General features: G+C 61.1%; 16 protein-coding genes and 1 pseudogene. 8 read left to right on the top strand and 9 right to left on the bottom strand.

What is annotated here, in order from left to right; all coding sequences use genetic code 11:
- Positions 1–62 precede the first annotated feature (62 nt).
- Genes NKG60_RS04970 through NKG60_RS04960 form a run of 3 tightly spaced genes read left to right on the top strand, consistent with a single transcriptional unit; the run spans position 63 to position 2,328 of the window.
- On the top strand, positions 63–650 hold the full coding sequence (locus NKG60_RS04970; protein WP_352662401.1) for a protein-S-isoprenylcysteine O-methyltransferase: 588 nt from the start codon (positions 63–65) through the stop codon (positions 648–650).
- 11 nt (positions 651–661) lie between these two features.
- Complete coding sequence (locus tag NKG60_RS04965; protein WP_352662200.1) at positions 662–1,441, top strand: hypothetical protein; 780 nt, start codon at positions 662–664, stop codon at positions 1,439–1,441.
- Positions 1,438–2,328, top strand: a complete 891-nt coding sequence (locus NKG60_RS04960; protein ID WP_352662197.1) for an SDR family NAD(P)-dependent oxidoreductase — start codon at positions 1,438–1,440, stop codon at positions 2,326–2,328. The genes NKG60_RS04965 and NKG60_RS04960 overlap by 4 nt, the downstream gene beginning before the upstream one ends.
- A gap of 380 nt (positions 2,329–2,708) precedes the next feature.
- On the opposite strand, the gene NKG60_RS04955 is transcribed toward NKG60_RS04960, so the two are convergent.
- Positions 2,709–3,401 carry a Crp/Fnr family transcriptional regulator gene (locus NKG60_RS04955; protein ID WP_352974236.1) on the bottom strand — a complete coding sequence of 231 codons (693 nt, stop codon included), beginning with the start codon at positions 3,399–3,401 and terminating at the stop codon, positions 2,709–2,711.
- A gap of 203 nt (positions 3,402–3,604) precedes the next feature.
- Here NKG60_RS04955 and NKG60_RS04950 point away from each other — a divergent pair, with 203 nt between their 5' ends.
- On the top strand, positions 3,605–3,766 hold the full coding sequence (locus tag NKG60_RS04950) for a hypothetical protein (protein ID WP_167522729.1): 162 nt from the start codon (positions 3,605–3,607) through the stop codon (positions 3,764–3,766).
- Between the two features lie 185 nt (positions 3,767–3,951).
- Positions 3,952–4,227, top strand: coding sequence for a hypothetical protein (locus NKG60_RS04945; protein ID WP_352662191.1), 276 nt, complete (start codon positions 3,952–3,954; stop codon positions 4,225–4,227).
- 1,739 nt (positions 4,228–5,966) lie between these two features.
- On the opposite strand, the gene NKG60_RS04940 is transcribed toward NKG60_RS04945, so the two are convergent.
- The 7 genes from NKG60_RS04940 to NKG60_RS04910 all read right to left on the bottom strand — a co-directional run bounded on the left by NKG60_RS04940 (position 5,967) and on the right by NKG60_RS04910 (position 12,157).
- Complete coding sequence (locus NKG60_RS04940; RefSeq protein WP_352662398.1) at positions 5,967–6,671, bottom strand: GntR family transcriptional regulator; 705 nt, start codon at positions 6,669–6,671, stop codon at positions 5,967–5,969.
- A 102-nt stretch (positions 6,672–6,773) separates the two neighbouring features.
- Positions 6,774–7,514, bottom strand: coding sequence for an aspartate/glutamate racemase family protein (locus NKG60_RS04935; RefSeq protein ID WP_023722329.1), 741 nt, complete (start codon positions 7,512–7,514; stop codon positions 6,774–6,776).
- Between the two features lie 8 nt (positions 7,515–7,522).
- Positions 7,523–8,245: an ABC transporter ATP-binding protein gene (locus tag NKG60_RS04930; RefSeq protein WP_254022275.1), complete on the bottom strand. Its 723-nt coding sequence runs from the start codon at positions 8,243–8,245 to the stop codon at positions 7,523–7,525.
- Between the two features lie 2 nt (positions 8,246–8,247).
- The gene (locus NKG60_RS04925) at positions 8,248–9,027 is read right to left on the bottom strand and encodes an ABC transporter ATP-binding protein (RefSeq protein WP_352488882.1); all 780 of its coding nucleotides are present in this window, start codon (positions 9,025–9,027) and stop codon (positions 8,248–8,250) included.
- 4 nt (positions 9,028–9,031) lie between these two features.
- Positions 9,032–10,006, bottom strand: coding sequence for a branched-chain amino acid ABC transporter permease (locus NKG60_RS04920; protein WP_292659991.1), 975 nt, complete (start codon positions 10,004–10,006; stop codon positions 9,032–9,034).
- 5 nt (positions 10,007–10,011) lie between these two features.
- On the bottom strand, positions 10,012–10,878 hold the full coding sequence (locus NKG60_RS04915; RefSeq protein ID WP_352466754.1) for a branched-chain amino acid ABC transporter permease: 867 nt from the start codon (positions 10,876–10,878) through the stop codon (positions 10,012–10,014).
- Positions 10,879–10,954: 76 nt separating this feature from the next.
- Positions 10,955–12,157 carry an ABC transporter substrate-binding protein gene (locus NKG60_RS04910; protein WP_352466755.1) on the bottom strand — a complete coding sequence of 401 codons (1,203 nt, stop codon included), beginning with the start codon at positions 12,155–12,157 and terminating at the stop codon, positions 10,955–10,957.
- Between the two features lie 746 nt (positions 12,158–12,903).
- On the opposite strand from NKG60_RS04910, the gene NKG60_RS04905 reads away from it, so the two are divergent.
- From NKG60_RS04905 to NKG60_RS04895, 3 genes are all read left to right on the top strand, one after another.
- A complete protein-coding gene (locus NKG60_RS04905; protein WP_352662185.1) occupies positions 12,904–13,578 on the top strand; it encodes a protein-L-isoaspartate(D-aspartate) O-methyltransferase in 675 nt (224 codons plus the stop codon).
- 313 nt (positions 13,579–13,891) lie between these two features.
- Entirely contained in the window at positions 13,892–14,020 is a 129-nt protein-coding gene (locus tag NKG60_RS04900; protein WP_352662182.1) for a hypothetical protein, read from the top strand.
- Positions 14,021–14,189: 169 nt separating this feature from the next.
- Complete coding sequence (locus tag NKG60_RS04895) at positions 14,190–14,627, top strand: hypothetical protein (protein WP_352662179.1); 438 nt, start codon at positions 14,190–14,192, stop codon at positions 14,625–14,627.
- A gap of 694 nt (positions 14,628–15,321) precedes the next feature.
- Here NKG60_RS04895 and NKG60_RS04890 read toward each other — a convergent pair.
- Positions 15,322–15,624, bottom strand: a pseudogene (locus NKG60_RS04890) (ATP-binding cassette domain-containing protein); the annotation flags it as partial.

Here is a 15,624-nt window from a genome sequence, read left to right as displayed (position 1 = left end):
ATACTCAGGGGCAGCGGCTACAGTCGCGATCGCAGAAAGGGCGCCGGTGACCTGAAGTGAGCATTGCGGCAGCCTCACTTGGCGAGGTCATTTGGGTGATCGGCATCGTTGCTTGGTACGTGATTCGGTATCCTTTCGAGCGCCGGGCGAGGCGCGTGCGAATTGTAACTGGCTACCGCTCACGTTCGGACATCGTCGGGCTTGCATCTGCTCTGTTCGGCCTCGCAATCCTGCCTGCCTTCTATGTTGTCACCGGCATGCCCGCAGCGGCTGACCACCCGGCCAGCGTTTGGGCCGTGGCTCTCGGCACAATCATCTTCTGCTCCGCGCTATGGGTTTTTCGCAGATCCCACAAGGAACTTGGCCGGAACTGGTCGATTACGCTGGAGATTCGCGAACGGCATGAACTCATCTGCGCCGGACCATACGCCTTGGTCCGCCACCCGATGTATACCTCGTTCCTGCTCATGGGCCTCGGCCAGGTCTTTCTGCTGGCGAACTGGATTGCGGGCATATCGGGTTTGATTGGGTTCACAGTCCTTTTCCTGCTGAGAGTGGATAAGGAAGAGCGTATGATGCTGGAGAATTTCGGCCCGCAATACCGTGCCTATATGGAAAAGACCAAGCGAATAGTCCCTTATCTTTATTAGAGGTACGTTTGATGCGAGGCCGAGCCCTCAAGCTTTCCGCGCCCCGGCGCCTTGTTGGCGATCTGATGAGGTTTTCGATCGGCGTGCCACGGGTCGCGGTGCAGCGTCAGATGAACCTCGGCCCACTCGTAAGGGCTAGAATGGCGCAGCAGACCAGGCCCTCCTGGACCGCGATCTTCCTGAAAGGATATGCGCTTCTTGCCCTAGAGATGCCGGAGCTGCGGCGCGCCTATGTCAAGTTGCCCTGGCCGCAGCTTTACGAGTATCCGGCAAGCGTAGCCTCGATTGCCCACGAGCGCGAATATGATGGCGAGCCGGCCGTTCTGCTGAGCTGCATCAAGTGCCCGGAGCGCTACTCCATCACGGAACTTGAGGGATCCATCCATGCGGCTCGATCACGGCCGATCCTGGAGGTCCCGGAGTTTCGGCGTGCCTTGCGGGTGGCAGGTGCGCCCGCGCCAGTCAGGTGGCTGCTTATGTGGCTAGGGTTGAACATCGCCCGGCAAAGGGCAAATTACTTCGGTACCTTCCAACTGTCCGTCTATTCTGGTCTCGGTGCGGAATCACTCAACCCGCTGACACCACTGACCACGCTTCTGAACTACGGTCCGATCGGCAAAGACGGATCGGTGAATGTCCGCATCCACTACGATCACCGGGTTATGGATGGAGCGAACGTCGCACGAGCACTGGAGAGATTCGAAAAGATTCTGAACGGCACTGTCGCCAATGAAGTCTTGCTGCTCGGTCAAGGTGTTTCCGCTCCTGCAAGACAGAGGAACGCGACGTGATTTCGCACTGTGAATTCCGGCCAGCTATCGTCGTGATTGGCGGCTCGGGTGGAATTGGCCGGGCGATTGCGAGCGTCGCTGCAAGGGAGCGCGGTGCGGTTGTGCTGGTTGCCCGCTCGCCCGAGGGTTTGGCCGCCGCGGCGTCTGAGGTTAGGGAGGCGGGCGGCGAGGCATTCACGCTCGAGTTGGATCTCGTGGCAGGCGATGCGCCAACGCGCCTGGAGGGCTTTCTGTCCACACACGGCCTGGTCTGTGATGTCCTGGTCAACAGCGCCGGCTATGGCCTGCGGGGCGCGACGACGGCGCTGCCTATTGATGGTCAACTGGGCATCATCGATCTCAACATACATTCCCTCACAGAACTGACCCTCCATTTCCTGCCGGGAATGGTGGCGCGCCGACGGGGCGGGGTGCTCAATCTCAGTTCCGTGGCCGGGTTCGTTCCCGGGCCTTATATGGCTCTGTACTTCGCTAGCAAAGCTTTCGTGCGCTTCTTCTCAGAGGCGCTTCACCAGGAATTGCGCCGAACCGGTGTGACGGTCACATGCGTTGCACCAGGCCCGGTGTCGACAGAGTTTCTCGCAAGATCAGGCGCCAATCAGACGGTGCTCTTCAACATCTTGCCCAAGGTGGATCCGGAGTATGTGGCCGAACGGGCGTGGCGAGGGTTCAAATCCGGTCGTCGCCTCGTCGTACCGGGAATCTCGGGCAAGTTGGCTGCCCTTGCGGCAGCGCTCCTGCCTTCAGCAGCGCTGCTGCCCCTGGTCGGCCGGCTGCAACGCGGCGGCAATGATCAATGTCCTTGCGGTTCAGGTATGAAGTTCAAGAAATGCTGCGGTACCCGCCAGATTCAGCTACGCCGGGGCCCTCGGGGAATTATCCCCTGACCGGACCAGCACGCCCGCTCGCTATTTCAGAAGTCGCCGATGGTCTTGGCAACGACCAAACGCTTTCCACCTGAACCGTTGCTGCGCTCGTGCATGAAGTCCCTCTCGGCCAGCGAGACAAAAGCCAAACCTTCCAGACCCTACCGCCCTCCAAGTGACCGCCATCTCGGCGCGGCCAGCGCTCGTTCATCTACTCGACTCTTCGAGTCACAGACGGCTCAGCACGGTCACTGCCGACGATGCAGCCTGCCAGCGAATGGAACCGGGTACAGCAGCCCATGTCCGAATTCTGATGCCAATAAAGCCATCGTCCGCCGCTATTTCGATATGTTCAATTCCGGTGAAAGGTGCGGTGCCCCCCGCCGCAGCGACAGCCTTCGCTATTCCTTCTTGTCGACCAGCGCCCGTAGTGCCGAGACGTCATGCAGCAATAACCTGCTGCCGCGCTTTTCGATCAGGCCTCTCTTGGCGAGGTCGCTCATTTCGCGCGAGACCGCTTCCCTGTGCGTGCTCATCGTTGCCGCCAGCTCGGAATGCGTCGGTGCCGGGCTTATGGATACCTCGCCGTCCACGAGTGCGGCTTTCTCCGCCCGATGCAGGAGCTCGACGATCAGCCGTTTTCGCACGACCAGAGTGCTGTATTCGAATACCCGCTCGGTCATGCGCCGGAGCTGGGCAGACAGATGCTCAAGCAGCATCCAGGCAAAAGTCGGGCGGGTCATCACGATATCCCGGAATGCTGTGCCGGACAGCCGTGCAGCGCGGGTTGCCTCCAGCGCGACTACGCTGGCAGAGCGTGCAATCCCGTCAATGCCTCCGAGCTCCCCGAAAATGTCACCCGGTTCGACATCGCGATACGCTATCTCCCTACCGTCCGCTGAAACCAGTGTCACGCGAGCCCGTCCTTCCAGCAGGAAGAAGACATCGCGACCAATGTCGCCGTGGGAAATGATTAGCTCGTTGTGTCGATAGCTGCGCTCGTGCCACCGTTTGGTCAGCGCGGCGAGGTCGGCATCGCAAAGTCTTGAGATGAAGGCCAGAGAGCCTGTCACAACGGTCTCTTGTTCAATCAAGTGTACTTCACCTTACTCCCTATCCAAGGAAATTTGATGGCCGCAGGCCCCGTTTTCCGGGATGCAAACTGGGAGCGGATTTCGCCAATGTTTTCCCCGGTGTGGGAATTCCCACAGCCGGGCCTGGTTCGACTGTCATATCCTTGTTGCAACGTCAGGCCCGCCGGCTCGTGTGCAAGCCGGCGAAGGGAAAGGGAACAGTCATGAAATTCTTGGCTCCCGTCACAAAACTTGCTGCGGGGTTTCGCAAATTCGTCGCGCCGCGCTACCGCCCGGAGCTTTATTACATGCGTGGCCCGGGGCCAGCCACCGCCCGCCGTATGGGCACGCCGCGGCAAAACCAATCCATCGACCACTACGCCTAATTTGCCTCGCGGACGGCTGACGCTCTCGCCGGGAGTGCCGTTCGCGCCGTTCCGTGCCGGTCAATTCAGATCAATGAAGGGACGATCTGATCATGGTTATAATTCATGCTGCCGCCATTGGTCCATTTCGCAGGTGGTTACGTCTCCGCGCCGAGCGAAAAGCTCTCTTATCGGCAACGGACCAGTTGAGCCGTTTACCCGATGACGTTCTTGGCGACATCGGCATCTCACGTGACGAAATCATGTGCGCTTTGCCAAGCCGTGCCATCCGTCATGCGGAGGCAGGCGCGGCCGGCACGACGATCGAGCGCACCAGGATCGCTTCGGCCTCGATCCCGAAACGGTTGGCCGCCGGCGGTGGCTACGCCTCGGCCGAGATCCCCTTTGGCTGGTTCACGAGCGCGCGATCGAGCCTTACATCGCGGCTTCGACAAGCAGCGGCGCGCGGACGGGAGCTTTGAACGGCACTACACCTGCGACCCCAAGGACTGAATGTTGACCGACGGGAGCTGGGGAGGATCTTAAAATGATCATGTCAGTTGTTAAGTGCCTCGCGCCTATGACGCTCGGCACCGTGCTGATCGCAATCAGTCCGGCTTCATTGTCGGCTTCTGACGCTCAGGACCTCACGTTCGCTCACGCTGACATGCCAATCAAACAGCTGAAAGACGTCTATTTGGATTGCGAGCGGGGAGGCCGCCGGTGCGCTGGGGCGGGAAGACGTGATGTACTGTTCGATGCGCGAGTTCCGACTAGGCGCGCGATAGCAGTTTGCGCATAATCAACGATGCATGGCCTTCTGCACCGTGCGACGCGGCCCTGCGATCGACCACTTCGAACCATGTTTGGACCGCGCACTTCGCCGATCAGCGCAGTAACCAAGCCGCGGAGTTCCGCGAGCGACAGCCTTCAAATGAATCAGTCGGTGGTAGCGTCACGCATAGAGTGAATCACGAACGCGCTCGCCTGCAAACCCCTTCGCCCGGAAATCTGCCCCGGTTACGCGGTTCGCCAGCAGACTGACAAGGAGCGGCTTCAGCCGATCGCCGATGCTATTTGTTATCTTTGTGCCGAATGGCAGCTTTGCGCCCCGATTTCGGCCGTTCGACTATATCGTTCGAACTGCCGAAAGGTGTCGGGGCTCCGGCCCTCTCAAACCCTCCGCCGCCGTTATCGCGCATGTGCCGCATGCCACCTGCCGTGCTTTCAGCGAGCCGACCTTAACTCCAGTCTGGAACCTGGCAGTCGCCCAACTGGTTCAACCTTCCGCCACGGCCGGGCAGGGGAGGGCGTGCAAAACGGTAGGCGCGACCTAAGAAACGGTCGCCGTTCGAGTCGGTAGAGCGCTACCGCCTTTCCCCCACCCACCCTCGCCGCGTTTTGCACTTCGTTACCGCGCGTAGCACGCGATAGGTTCAGGGAACGCCATTTGATTTGAGAAGTAGCGCAGAGACCACTCATGTGGCCACGCGTCCAGAAGCACATGCGAGAGCTGTTCACAGCGCGAGGCGGACGGTTGCGCGCATGGTACCCGTAAGCAGACTAGTCGCACCGAAGCGGGCACCAAATGAGAGGACACAGGTACAGATGTCGGTGGTCGTTGTGCTCTTGTGAATGGTCTCTAGAAGCTGGAAAGTTTCATCGAGGCGCTGACGCCAGTCGCGAGTCCAGCCTTTGGCCTTCTGACTGCCGGCTGCTTGGGGGAGATGGTTGTCTGAGGCCGTTAACTTGGCGCATTCTGATTGCGTCGGGTTGACCTGCCTTTGTATATTTCCCGTCCTCAGATAGAGATGACATTTGGCGGATAGCCCTTGATGACTCGGATTCACCCAAGGCCGTCAATTCACCCATCGATGAATTTGCTAATTCTGAGTGCTGGATCACAGGCTCGGCCGCCCCGCGGCGAGGCGATCTTCCTTCACTGCACCGAGCAGGCCATGCGGCCCTGGGTTCGCGATGACTGGAATCGCCTCATGCAGGCGCTTGGCATCGAGGCCTCGCCGCAGCCGACAGGTTGCTGCGGCATGTCGGGGGTCGCGACGCCGGCGAGGGCAGCGCCGCGGACTCAACGAGCGCTACTGTTATGACGGCAGGAACGAAGAAGCAGTCCTCATGGACCGATGCATGCCATGCATTGCTTCGATCACGCCCAGCACGTGCGGACATGGGCGAACTCCGGCGAAGAGTTTGACAGCGGAGATCAGCGCAAGATGTCCGACAGGCTCTCGGGCTTCTTCTCGCCGAGCGACAGATCAAGGCCCGACAGAAGGTCGACGAGATGACCTTGCATCAGGTCGGACGCGTTTTTTGCGTCGTGCTTTTCGATGGAATCAACGAGGGCGTGATGGGCGTGGCTTTCGCAGGTGGTTTCGCGGCGGCGCCAGTAGAGCGCGATGATCAGCGACGACCGCGACAACAGGTCCTTGACGAAGCCGGTCAGGATCGAATGGCCGGCGATTTCAGCGATGCCGACATGGAATTTTGCCGACAGCATTATGGCGTCGCTGTCGCGGCCGGCATGCAGGGCCTCGTGCTCTTTTTCGAGATGAAGCCGCAGTTGCGCGATCTCGGCCGGCTTTGCCACTTCGGCGGCAAGCGCCGCGACCTTGGGCTCGATCAGCGCCCGCGCTTCGAACACCTCGCGCGCTTCCTGCTTGGTCGGCTGAGCGACGAACGCGCCGCGGTTCGGCTCGAGCCGAGCCAAGCGGTCATGCGACAGCGCCTGCAGCGCCGCGCGTATCACCGCGCGGCTCACCGAATAGATCGAGGCGAGCTCGTCCTCGGGCAGCTTTGTGCCCGGTGCGAGGCGGTGGCTGACGATGGCGTCGCGCAGGCCGGCATAGACCGGAAACCAGCGCATCGTCGGCTTGTCGCCATCCCGTGTCTTTGGTCCAAGCAGGTCCATCGTCTCATTGTCCCGGCGGCCGGATCGCATAGCGGCGCGAACACCGCGTTTCCGGCCGGACATCGAACATCCTGTGTGGGAGTGTCAACAATTTTGCACGCATCAGGATACACGGCCGGAGGGCGAAAAGGGCGCAAAGATTCCGGCGAAGGATTTTTCGAGTGGAACCTGGTAGCCGCCGCGCTTCGAGGTCGACAGGCCAAGGCTGACGAGGCTCTCGCAGAGTTGTACGGCGCAGGCGACGCCGTCGAGCACAGGAAGGCCATGTTCGCGGCTGAGCGCGGCGGCGAGGTCGGCCATGCCGGCGCATCCCAGCACAATCGCTTCGGCCCGGTCGTCGCGGATGGCGCGCTCGATCTCCTCCGAAATTCGATGGCGGGCGTTGGAGCCGGGCACTTCGAGCTCCAGAACGGGAACGTCGCTTGCCCGCACCCTGGCGCAGCGGCTGGCGAGGCCGTAGCGCACCAGATTGTGCTCGATCGCCGGCACCGAACGCGACAGCGTCGTCACCACGCTGAACTTGCCGGCAATTAGGCTCGCCATGTGAAACGCCGCTTCGCCGATGCCGACCACCGGCATCTCGCCGACGCAGCGTACTGCGTCGAGGCCGGTGTCGTCGAAGCAGGCGATAACGCAGGCGCTCGCCGCCGGATGTCTCTGGATCTCGCCGATCATTCCCGGGATGGCGAAGACCTCGTCGAAATAGCCTTCGACGCTGGGCGGCCCGTCCTTCGGATTGACGGCGATGATCCTGGTGCCGGCCGAAGCCGCGCCGCGCGCCGCCTCGCCGATCTTTTCGGTCATGGACGCGGTGGTGTTGGGATTGACGACGAGTATGTCCATTTGCGCTTTCATATTTCCCCGCCGAGATAGAGTTTCTTGACCCGGTCGTCGCCAAGCAGCTCGGCCGAATGTCCGGCCAGCGCGATCTTTCCGGTCGTCAGTGCGTAGGCGCGCTGTGAGATGCGCAGCGCCATGCGCGAATTCTGCTCGACCAAGAGAACGCTGACCTTTTCGTCGCGATTGATCGCCACGATGGAGCGGGCGATGTCCTGGACGAGCTTCGGCGCGACGCCGAGCGAGGGTTCATCGAGCAGCAGAAGCTTCGGTTTGGCCATCAGCGCCCGCCCGATCACCAGCATCTGCTGTTCGCCGCCGCTCATCGTGCCCGCCGTCTGGGAATAGCGTTCCTTCAGGCGCGGAAAGCGCCCGAGCACCATGTCCAGCGTCCTGGCGATTTCGGACTTGTCGGTGCGGGTGAAGGCACCCATCATCAGATTGTCGCGCACCGTCATGTAGGAAAAGACGCGCCGACCCTCCGGCACCATGGCGATGCCCATCCTGACCAGCTCGTCCGGGCGCGTTCCGTCGATGCGGTGGCCCCGGAAATGAATCTCGCCGCTGCGGACTTTCTTCAGGCCGGTGATGGCGCGCAGGATCGAGGATTTGCCCGCGCCGTTCGCGCCGATCAGCGCGACGGTCTCGCCCTCGTTGACGTTGAGCGACACGCCCTTCAGTGCATAGACATGGTCGTAGTAGAGTTCGACGTCGGAGACTTTCAGTAATTCGCTCATGGCTAAAATCCGATCGCCTCATCTTCGGCGCCGAGATAGGCCTCGATGACCTTTTCGTTCTCCTGGATTTCCTTCGGCGTTCCCTCGGCGATTTTCACACCGAAGTTCAGGACGACGATGCGGTCGGAAATGTTCATGACGGCGGGCATATCGTGCTCGACCAGCAGGACAGTCACGCCGCGCTTCCGCACGTCGCGCACCATCTCCACCGCGCGCACGGTTTCGTCATGGTTCATGCCGGCGAAGGGCTCGTCGAGCAGAAGCACGGTCGGGTTGGTAGCGAGCCCGATGGCAATCCCGAGCGCGCGCAGATGGCCGTGCGGCAGCGTGCTGGCGATCTCATGCCGTTGCGCGCCGAGATCGAGGAAGTCGATGATCTCGTCGGCCGAGCGGCCGAATTCATCCTCGTCGCGCCGTGCGGTGTTCGTGCCGAGATAGAAGCCGGCAAGGCTGGCGTTGGAACGCAGGTGATGCGCGATGATGACATTGTCGCGCACCGTCATGCCCTTGAAGATCGTCGTCTCCTGGAACGTGCGCACCACGCCCTTCCGGGCGACGATATGCGGCGCCAGCCCTGAAATCCGCTCTCCCCGGAATAGCACTTCGCCCGAGGTCGGATTGAGGAAAGAGGAAATCAACTTGAACAGCGTCGACTTGCCGGCGCCGTTGGGGCCGATGACGGAGAGGATTTCGCGTTCGCGGACCGCGAAGGAAACATTGTTGACCGCGACCAGCCCGCCGAAGCGTTTGGTCACGGCCTTGATCTGAAGAAGCTCAGTCATGGTCCTAGCCCTGCTTCTTGCCGAACAGCCTGAGGCTGAGCAGGCCGTTGGGAAGGAACAGCATCAGCGCGATCAGCACCGAAGAGAAGATCAGCAACTGGAACTCGCCGGTCTCGAACAGGAAATCCCAGCCGAAATAGAGCACGAAGGTGCCGATCATCGGCCCGAAGACGTGGCCGAGCCCGCCGAGGAAGCAGTTCAGCATGAAGTTCACCGAGTCGGTGACGGTGAAGCTCGACGGATAGATCGACTGCGAGATGGCGACGAACATCGCACCGCCGAGACCGCCGAGGAATGAGGAGAAGGCGTAGGCGATAACGCGCAGATAGGCGATGTTGACGCCGATCGAGGAGGCCAGTTCCTCGTTCTGCTGCAACGACTGGCAGAGTTTGCCAATGCGCGAATGGACTAGGCGGTAGAGCGCCGCAAAGCACAGCACCATCAGCACAACCGACACCAGATAGAAGGCGGGACGCGGATTGGCGAGCGTCGCGAAATCTGGAAGGATGGTCAGCCCGAAGATCGAGATGCCGCCGGGGAGCGGAATGCTGACCATGCCCTTGGCGCCGTTGGTGATCGGCAGCGCCAGCGCGAGCAGCCGCGCCACTTCGGTTAAAACCAGCGTGACCATGGCGAAATAGACGCCGCGAAGCCGGAGGATGGGCAGTCCGATCAGCACGCTTGCAGCGGCGCAGAATAGCCCAGCCAGCGGCAGTGTCAGCCAGAACGACACACCATACTGGACGACAAGAATGGCCGAAACATAGCCGCCCATAAGCGCGAAGGCCCCCTGGCCGATATTGATGCGGCCGATGTAGAAAGTCACCCACACCCCGGCGCTGGCGATGCTGAGCAGCGCGACCGAGGTCAGCGTGTAGTAGAGGTCGAGCCGACCGGTCGCCTCGATCAGCCAGGGCACGCCGACGAGTACGACCAGCAGGAAGACAGCGACGGCGAGGATGTTGCGTGTACGCTTCATGTCCATCATCCCCACGGCTTGCCCATGAGCCCGTTCGGGCGGATGCTCAGGAACACCATCAGCGCGGCGAAGATGACGAGATAAGTGACGTCGCCATATTGGCGTAGGACCGTCAGGCCGACCGATTCCATCATCCCGAGGATGAAGCCGCCGGCGATCGCTCCGCTGACCACGCCGGCCCCGCCGATCATCACCATCAAGAACGCCTTGATCGAGATCGGCCCACCGATGCCCGAATTGACGCCGGTGATGGCGACCAGCAGCCCCCCGACTATGCCGGCAAGCATGGCGCCGAGCGCAAAGCCGATCATCGAATAGCGGTCGACCTCGACGCCCATCAGCTGCGCCGCGACCCGGTCCTGCGCCAGCGCCCGCATGGCGCGTCCCGGCTTGCTGTACTGCATGAAAAGCACGAAGGAGGCGATGAACAGTATGGCGAGTGCGCCGACCAGCAGCCGGTCGTAAGGCATTATGAGGCTGTCGGAGACGAAGACGCCTTTGACGATCTTCGGCACGCCGCGCTGCTTTTCGCCGAACAGGAGGAGGATCACGGCGTCGAGGAAGAATGCGACCGCCGCCGCGAGAAGCATCGTACTTTCCTCCCGCACGCTTCGCTTAATCACCGTCCTGAACAGGAATTTCTCGACAAGCGCTCCAATGACCAGCAGCGTGATCCCGGACGCGACGAGCGCGACGACGAATGGCATGCCGAGCTGGCCATAGACGGTGTAGGTGACGAAGCCGCCGAGAACGTACATCTGCCCATGGGCAAAGTTAAGCACGTTCATCAGCGCGAAGATCAGGGTCAGACCGAGCGCGATCAAGGCGTATTGCGCGCCAAGATAAAGCCCGTTGGCGATGACTTGTTCCATCAGGATGGTTCCGGCCGTTCAGAGGCTGAAGACGAATGCTCGAGCCTCTGCGGCAATCCGCTTCGGTGCAGTTGCGTCAATCGACTTGAGCGACGAAGAGCGTCTCGAACTTGCCGTCGCGGTATTCCGTGACCACCATCGGGACCGAAAGCTGGCGCTTCTGGCCAAACGACGTCATTCCGACATAGGTCAGCTTGGCATCGCCCTTCAGATAGGGATTGGGCGCCGAGAAAGTGTCGATCGTCTTCTTGAACTCCTCGACATTGTCGATCGCGGCCGGGTTCGCCTTCAGCGTCTCGATGATGTATTCGAGCGCGTAGACCTTGGTGTTGGACTCGTCATTGTATTCGCCGAACATTTTCGTATAGCGTTCGACGAACTCCTTCATCGTGTCGGACGCGATTTCGGGCGTCGATGCGCCGCCGACCGAGATGAAGCCGTTGGCCAACTCGCCCGCGCCCTCTTCCAGCACCTTGGCATCCTGCGCCGTTTCGGTGGAGATCAGGCCTTCGTAGCCGAGCTCGCGCGCGGCGCGGATCAGCAGCGGCGCATTGCCCGGCGCGACGCCCGAAAGCACCAGCAGGTCCGGTTTTTGCAAAACGATCGGCGTCAGTACCGGCGTGAAATCGCGGGTATCGTTTTGGTAGACATCCGTGGCAGCCACAACCTCGAGCCCGAGCGCCTTTGCCGCGGCAACACCGCCATCCCGCTGGCTCAGCGGATCGGATTCGTTGGCGGCGACAAAGGCAACTTTTTTCACGCCCCTGTTTTCCATGAGATATTTGTAGATCGCCGGAGCCGACTGGTAGTTGGCGATCATGCCGAGCACGGCGTTGGACGCCGGCGGGGTGTAGAGTTCCTTCGGGAATGCGTAGGGAAAATAGATGATGCCCTTGGATTCTGCCACGGGACGCACCGCCGCCGCGCCGTCGTCGACATTCGGACCGACGACATAGTGGATGCCCTCCTGGGCCATCTTCTCCATGCCGGCGATCGCCCGCTTCGGGTCCTTCTGATCGTCGAAGGTGACGATTTTGATGTCATAGGTCTCGTCACCAATCTTCACACCGCCGGTTTCGTTGATCCAGGCGGCGCGCGTCTGCATCGAGCGGACGTTGGATGTGCCCCACGCAGCGGCCGCGCCACTCGTCACGCCGACAAAGCCGATCTTGAGTTCCTTGTTGGCGGCGTGCACCGCGATTGTGCCGCCGGCCATGATTGCCAGCGCGGAGACGGCGCCGCGCGCCGCGGATGTGATTATTGAACGTCTGTTGATCATTGTTCTTTCCCCTTTGGAGGCCGCGCATTGTTGCGACAGAACTCGATCGATACGCGGACTTTTGTGAGTGAAGGCTCAAATCAATCACCTGTCAACAAAACTTTCTCAGATTGTTGACAATCTTGTGAGCGGCCGTAGACGAAGAACGTAGGACCGATCGCGGTTCGGTGCTTTGCTCGAGAGGTTCGTGGTGTCGGAATTCCTGAAGCTCGCATGGTGGGGGGCCAATAGTGCGAAACCCGCTTTCCAAGCCGTTTGCCGATCCAGAAGGACAGCCAGTCCCCCAGTGCCGCGCCAATGGCGGCGGCAAGCCATCACGAAATTCCGGTTCTTCTCAGCAGCGCCACGCGGGCTAACGCTGATTATCGTATGGCCGGCCTGCAGCGCGAATAGCGCTGCTGGCTCGCCCAGGTTCGGTCATCGAAATCGCCAGATCACGCACGATCAGCACGGGATGGAGCCGGTGAGCGACAGCGCAGGGTTCGGCGTCGTTTTGGCCTTCGGCCTATTGGTGCTCAACTGGCTGGCGATCCGCTATATCGATGTTGTCGCCTGGCTGGCGAGCTTCTGATGCGCACGCCGTTCCACCCTGTGCGAGGAACGGGAGAGCACCAAGGACGGCGACGAAATAGCAGGGCGGTACACCCCCCAACCGAAGCCGCGTTCTCGACGACATGGTTACTGTGACAAGACGAACAGGGTATAAGGCTATAGGCAGCAGACTGGTTGAGGAGCGCCCCACCGTCATGAAGCCGATGAACGAAGAGCACCTCGCGGTTCTACGCAGGCACATGGTCGAGATGATTGCAATTCACACCGATCTTGCAAGCGAAGAACTTGGCAAGGTGGCGCTCGATGAGCGGGTATTGGCGGCGATGAGGCGGATACCGCGGCACCTCTTCGTGCCAGCATCAGTTGCGCCTTATGCCTACCAAGACATGCCGCTGCCGATCGGCTTTGATAAAACCGTCTCGCAGCCCTTCATCGTTGCTCTCATGACCGATCTCCTTGCGCCGCAACCGCACGAGGTAGTGCTCGAGATCGGCACCGGCCTAGGCTACCAAACCGCAATCCTCGCGGACCTTGCCGGGCAAGTTTGGAGCGTCGAAATCATCGAGGAATTCGCAAGCCAGGCCGAGGCTCTCCTGCGGGGTCTCGGCTTCTCCAATGTCGGCATTCGTGTCGGAGACGGGTCTCGCGGCTGGCCTGAGCACGCCCCATTCGACAAGATCCTGGTCACCGCGGCCGCTGAGCGGACACCGCCGGCTTTGCTTGAGCAGCTCAAACCGGGGGGACGCCTGGTCCTGCCCGTGGGACCTGGAGAAGCGCAGTTGCTGACGGTCATCGACAAGGATGCGGCAGCGCAACTGAAGACTCGCAAACTCATCCCGGTTCGGTTCAGCCGTCTCGAAACGGTCTAATGAGGGGTGCGGCTGCGCGGAGCCGTGCTGGAAGATCAGGATAACGCGCGCCGCATCGATCACACAGGCGCTGGATGGCATCGCCGATCTTTTGACATCCATGCCGCAACGCTACTCGTCGAGCACGCCTGCAGCGCCGGTCGCAGCCGCTGGCGGTCATGTCGGCGCGGTCGTATTGCGCGCTTCTCAAAGACCCCTTATCCAACCTACTGTGTGCCTGCCAGACGGCAAATGGGTCGCTCATCTGGGAAATGACGGCCAAAGGCTCAAGGAATTCGCCCAGTGGCCAACATGTAGCGGGCAGGAGGTAACGATGGATCTCAAGGACAGGCGCCTCTGGTACGGCGTGGTATCCGTGATCGTGTCAGCACAGACTCTGCCCGTCGATCACCTCGATCGGCACGGACTCCAGACCGACATCGTCGAACAGCCGCGCATTTGACCGCGTTCGCCAAATTAATGGCCGGATCTTTGCGAAGCCTCCGCATTTTCGTGCGGGGAAGCCCTCCCAGCATCATCGTGATTGGACTTCACGATCGGTCGGAGTCACGCTGGCCGCAGGTATAAGAAGGATATGGGTGGGCCAACTATCGTCCGAATAGGAGGCTAAAATGAAGCACCAGACGCTTGAGCAACTGCAGATCGTCGCCGAGATCGATCAGGACTACCTGCGCCAGGCCATGTCGCGCAGCGAACGTCTTGAACGCTGGGCGGAGCTCCTTGAACGGAACCCTGACCGGCGACTCTCGACGCTACACCAGACCGAGTATCAGCCGGTTAGATCACGCGGGGCCATGCGCGGCGACGGCTCGCCGATCTCAGTCGCTTTCGAGGATCCTGTCCTCCGCGCCGCCGGGTTGGAAAACGACAACTACGGCGAAGCGAAGCGGTTCTTCGAAGTGACCGACAGGCAATTGCATGAGATCATTTGCTATTGTCATTTCGGCGCGACGGTGAGCGCCTTAACGGCCGCCCGTCACATCCGTGCGGCGATTGCCGGGAGACAGCCCGGCATGTTCGCTCGGATGCGTGAGGCGTTCGTCGGATAAAGCCGGAGCCGTTTCGCAGCATCATTTTTGAAGCGGCTCGCATGGAAAGCCGCCGCCGTAGTGCAGGCAAGCGTTCCCCACGCAGGGAGGCTGCGTTGCATGAGGGGTGCGGCTTTCCGCAGGAGCACGCCGACCTGCATCTTTTCCATCCGAACCGGAAAGATCCCAATGCTGCCAGTACATCCGTGGTCAGCGCGGTGGTTCAAAGGCTCGAACAGAGCGACATGCGCGCCGGATATGCACTGTCGTCCGCAGCACCATGACAATGATGTCTGCATGCTTGGCTCACCCATTCGGCGTCGGCTATTTGCGCGGAACCTCCCACACATGGTGAATGGCGGGCGCGCTCCAGCAGCACGATCTTATCCGCTGATCCAAGGTTTCCGGGAAGCTGCGCGCATCGCTGATCAATGGTGCGGTTTCCATTCCGACGCGCTCTCGGCAGGGAGCGGACGAGGCGAGCGCCCTCCATTCGCCGGTTTTCGCGCACGGGCGACATCCGGAATGACGTTGCAATGCGTAGCGACCGTGACGCGAATGTTGCGGCAGAGGCAGTGTTCGCGGCGATTCATTCGCCCAACAGTTGGTCGCCGACGAACGTTGCCGTAGTTGACTTAACTGCGGTCGAGCCTCAGCCCGATAGCTTGTGTGTCCGGCTGCGAGACCCGCCGCAGATAGCCTGTTTGTCCAGTGCCGGCACCCCAGCGATCTTCGGTGCGAAGCCCATATTTTCGGCCACGCTCATATGCGGATAGGGCGCATAGGACTGGAACACCATGGCCAACCCGCGCGCGGACGGGTCCATGTCGTTGGCGCGCACGCCGTCGATCATGAGGTCGCCCGCGCTGATCCTTTCCAGCCCGGCGATCATGCGCGGCAGCGTGGACTTGCCCAAACCGGACGGGCCGACGAAGACGATGAATTCGCGGTCCTCGACGTCGAGGTCGATGCCCTTGATGATCTCGGCGGCTCCATAGAATTTGCGCGCACCGCGCAG

It is taken from the genome of Mesorhizobium sp. M1428, from assembly GCF_040317515.1.
In the GTDB taxonomy this organism is placed as follows: domain Bacteria; phylum Pseudomonadota; class Alphaproteobacteria; order Rhizobiales; family Rhizobiaceae; genus Mesorhizobium.
This window is presented reverse-complemented; position numbering and strand designations above follow the sequence as displayed.